Genomic DNA, 3,968 nt, shown 5'->3' with positions numbered 1-3,968 from the left:
CGCCAAGCCCCCCGCCCGCGGCGCCTTCCTGCCCTTCGCCGCCGGCCGCCGCAAGTGCATCGGCGAGGACTTCGCCTTCACCGAAGCGGTCCTCGCCCTCGCCGCCGTCAGCACCCGCTGGATCCTGCGCCCCGCCCCCGGCTCGCACGTGCGCCCCAGCGTCGGCGCGACCATGGCGCCGCAGGACCTGCGAATGATCCCCACGGCGCGTTAGAGAGCGCCGTGGGGACCATCCGCAGAGTCGTGCGACATGAGAGACTCTGGCCGCGTCGAGGGCGGGAGGTGTCGTGAGGTTGCTGGAGATGATCGCTGATCCGCCGGGGCGTGAAGCCGCGTTCGAGCCGCTTCTCGATCAGTTGGCCGAGATCTTCGATCCGGACGAGGGGCCGTGGCGGCCTCGGCTGGACGGTCGCGAGCGGGGCTGGTACGAGCGTTGCGAGACCAAGCGCCTGGCGATCGCCCGAGCGGCGGCGCAGAACCTTGACGGTGTTCGGGAGCATGCCGATCTCGTGCTGAGCGCGATCGTGCACGACATCGAACGGAGCGGCAATCGCCAGCTCATCCAGGTTGCTCTGCGTGCGCTCGGCGCCCGCGCAGTCCTGGAGGCACTGATCGGATATGTCGAGTCGGGTGACGCCGCGGAGCGAACCGGCGTGACGATGGCGATGTACTGGGCGCGCCCCGTGATGGCCTACGACTTGCGCGAAGTGCGCGAACACCGCGCTGAGATCGAGGCGGCCGACCGGGAGCTCGTCGAGGTGCGCGGCCGGGCACGCCAGGCGTGCCTGCGTGCCTTCCTCGCTACCGATGACGCAGCCGAGCGCGTCGAGCTGTCGCTGTGCTTCACTCTCGATCCGGGCGATTATCCGGCCGGGTGGGACGCGGCTCTCCGGCGCGCCGTCGAGGTCGCACTCGCTGACCGCGACCGGTTCGGCAGGCTCCTGCGGACGCTTTCGCCAGAGTAAGCGGCGTGACGGTGAGCCCAGGCGAACCCGGAGGGCGGATCGGAGAGCGGGCCCGGGAACGCCCCGGGCCCGCTCTGTGCTCGAGTCCTTGGTTGCCGACCGCTAGCTCCAGGTGAACTGGGCGCTCGGGTTCAGGCCGCGGTTGTCCGGCGGGGGAGTGGCGCCCGGCGGGTAGAGCGCGAAGTCCACGTCCACCGGGGTGATGTCGCTCGAGCTGCCCGGGGCCACGGTGGCGGCCAGGGCGCCGCCGTCGTCCGCGTACACGGCGTCGAGGTCGGCCGAGTCGTTCTGCAGGTGGGCCGCGGTCATGTTCACCACCTGGAAGTCGGTGCCCTCCGGCTCGTCGTTCCCGGTGAGGATGACGATGCCCTGGCCGGTCGCGCCGACGCCGGTGTAGAGCGCCGTGTTGCCTACGCCGAGGCCGGTGAGCTCGCTCGCGGCCGACTTCACGGCCGCGGCCGAGCCGGTGCCGGCGATGAAGCCGTGGCTCTGCTGGACGGTCAGGCCGGAGTCCTGGAACAGCGTGCGGGTCAGCGAGTTGGTCGAGGCGGCCGAGGCGCTCGAAGCCGCGGCGAACGCGGAGCCGGCGGCGACGGCCAGGCTGGTGGACAGGCCCAGCGCGATGCGAAGCGAACGCATGTGGTGACACTCTTTCGGGTTGGTACGTCCGGCGGAACCCGTCCGCCGCGGGCGTTGCCGAGGACCCGTGCGCACGAGAGTCGGTACCTTCGACTCTGTCAAGGCCTTGTGCCGCCCCGCAACCGGGGCCGCGGCCGATTCACTCGATCGCCGGGCATCCGGTGGGCACCGTCGGGCGCGGCCGGATGCCGTCAGGTGAGCCGTGCGCCTGCGGACGGGTCCGGGCTGCCGTGGACGTCCGTCCTGTCTCAGGACTCTGTCGAGCCCGCCGGCGTGGTCTGCCGGATCTGCCGGAGGAACTCGGCGTTGTCGCGGGTGTGGCGCATCCGCTCCAGCAGCAGTTCGGTGGCCTGCGCGCCGGACTGCGCGGCCAGCACGCGGCGCAGCCGCCGCACCGTGTCGAGCTCCTCGGGCGAGACCAGCAGCTCCTCGCGCCGGGTCCCCGAGCCGGTCACGTCGACCGCCGGGAACAGCCGTCGCTCGGCCAGCGCGCGGTCCAGGCGCAGCTCCATGTTGCCGGTGCTCTTGAGCTCCTCGAAGAAGAAGTCGTCCGCGCGCGAGCCGGTCTCGACCAGGGCGGTGGCCAGGATGGTGATCGAGCCCGCCTCCTCGAGGTTGCGGGCCGCGCCGAACAGCTGCTTGGGCTTCGCGATCGCCGCGGCGTCCACGCCGCCGGACAGGGTGCGCCCGCCGGGCTTGGCGTTGTTGTTGTGCGCGCGGCACAGCCGGGTGAGCGAGTCGAGCAGGATCACGACGTCGCCGCCGAGCTCCGCGATCCGCTTGGCCCGCTCCACCGCGAGTTCGGCGGCGGCGATGTGCTCGTACGCGGGCCGGTCGAAGGTGGAGGAGATGACCTCGCCGCCGACCGTGCGGCGCATGTCGGTGACCTCCTCGGGCCGCTCGTCGAGCAGCACCACCATGAGGTGGCATTCGGGGTGGTTGCGCTCCACGGCCTGCGCGATCGAGCGCAGCAGCTGGGTCTTGCCGGTCTTCGGCTGCGCCACGATCAGGCCGCGCTGGCCCTTGCCGATCGGCGTGAGCAGGTCGATGACGCGGGTGCCCGGCTCGGCCGGGCCGGTCTCGAGCCGCAGCTGCTCGCGCGGGTGCAGCGGAGTGAGCTCGGCGAAGCGCGGGCGTTCGCGCTGGGCGTCCGGGTCATCGGTGCGACGGCCGTTGACGCTCTCGACACTCACCAGCGGGCTGGCCTTGGCCTGGGCCGAGGCGTACGCGGAGGTGCGGGCCGAGCTTTGCGACGGCGCCCGTCCGGCGCCGTGCACGTAGTCGCCGGTGCGCAGCTTGTGGCGGCGGATCAGATCGGCGGAGATGTAGTGGTCCCGGGGTCCTGGCAGGTAGCCGGTCACCCGCAGGAATCCGTGTTGGTCCTGCAGCTCGACGATCCCGCTGACCGGGTGCGGCGCGGTGTCCTCGGGTGCGGACGAGGTGGGTGAGAGGTTCGTGGCCGCGGCCGAGGTGTCGGCGGCGGCGCGGCGGCTCGGGCGTCTGTCGGAACGCGCGGCCGTGGGTCGGTCCAGTGTGGTGGTCATGGTTCTCGAGTCCTTATGCAGAGAGTCAGTCTGGGAATGTCTGTGGTGGGTTCCGGCGCAGAACGCGCGCCGAGAAGTGGGGGGCCGAGCCGGTGCGGAACATCCGCCGCCGGGCCGGACGCGATGCGTCGAGGAGACCGGGCGGCCGAGCCGAGAACTACGGGCCCCGCGTGAGAGAGCGCGGCCGGGGGTTTACCGTGCGGCGAAAGACGAAGTCGTCGACGCGGCGGATCAGCTCGAGCTCGCGGGCTCGATCAGGGAATCGGGATCACTGTTCGGATCACCGGACACGTTTCACCGGAATGGTCACGGGTGAGTTTCGCGCCCCCACGCTTCTTACAGACTAGCACGCCTCACCCCCCGGCGTCGCATGCTCCCGCTGTGTCACCTCCCACCTGCGGCGATGCCGTCGGGGTCGGCTGTGTCGGCTGGGCCGGCAGCGTCTGCGCGGGCAGCGTCTGGGCCGGCAGCATGTGGGCCGGCGATGGCGATGGCGATGGCGATGGCGATGGCGATGGCGATGGCGATGGCGATGGCGGCGGCGCGGTCCGCACCGCGTACTGCGCCATGAACCGGTAGACCTTTGCGATGACCTGAGTTCGATCCCTGGTGTCGAGCTTGACGAAGATGGCGTGCAGGTGGTTCTTCACCGTGGACTCGGAGATGTGCAGGCTGCGCGAGATGCGCCGGTTGGAGTGTCCGTCCAGCAGGTGGCGCAGCACCTCCGCCTCACGCCCGGTCAGATTCGCCTCCTGGGCGAACCGGCCGAACCCGCTCTCCTCCCGCGGCCCCGCCGCTCGCGCCGCGCCGACGACGCCGC

At 71.6% G+C, this 3,968-nt stretch carries 5 protein-coding genes; 2 read left to right on the top strand and 3 right to left on the bottom strand.

Translation table 11 applies throughout. From position 1 onward, the window contains the following. Together KDL01_RS39650 and KDL01_RS39645 are read left to right on the top strand one after the other, a co-directional pair. A partial coding sequence (locus KDL01_RS39650) for a cytochrome P450 (protein ID WP_212533879.1) occupies positions 1–214 on the top strand: 214 nt, incomplete at its 5' end. Positions 215–287: 73 nt separating this feature from the next. Next, positions 288–965 (top strand): hypothetical protein, encoded by a 678-nt coding sequence (locus KDL01_RS39645; protein ID WP_212533878.1) that lies wholly within the window; start codon positions 288–290, stop codon positions 963–965. Positions 966–1,067: 102 nt separating this feature from the next. Here the strand turns inward: KDL01_RS39645 and KDL01_RS39640 are convergent, their stop codons facing one another. The 3 genes from KDL01_RS39640 to KDL01_RS39630 all read right to left on the bottom strand — a co-directional run. Continuing rightward, complete coding sequence (locus KDL01_RS39640) at positions 1,068–1,604, bottom strand: hypothetical protein (RefSeq protein WP_212533877.1); 537 nt, start codon at positions 1,602–1,604, stop codon at positions 1,068–1,070. 248 nt (positions 1,605–1,852) lie between these two features. Next, entirely contained in the window at positions 1,853–3,148 is a 1,296-nt protein-coding gene (rho, locus tag KDL01_RS39635) for a transcription termination factor Rho (RefSeq protein ID WP_212533876.1), read from the bottom strand. A gap of 353 nt (positions 3,149–3,501) precedes the next feature. Next, on the bottom strand, positions 3,502–3,968 hold a 467-nt coding region (locus tag KDL01_RS39630; protein WP_212533875.1), incomplete at its 5' end, for a response regulator transcription factor.

The sequence above is a fragment of the Actinospica durhamensis genome, assembly GCF_018139695.1.
GTDB lineage: Bacteria > Actinomycetota > Actinomycetes > Streptomycetales > Catenulisporaceae > Actinospica > Actinospica durhamensis.
Note: the sequence above shows the minus strand (reverse complement) of the source record. Positions and strands in the feature narration are given on the sequence as shown.

Excerpts from the sequence above, each read along its gene's own strand:
- KDL01_RS39640 (WP_212533877.1), bottom strand. The coding sequence starts at position 1,604 with ATGCGTTCGCTTCGCATCGCGCTGGGCCTGTCCACCAGCCTGGCCGTC.
- rho (WP_212533876.1), bottom strand. The coding sequence starts at position 3,148 with ATGACCACCACACTGGACCGACCCACGGCCGCGCGTTCCGACAGACGC.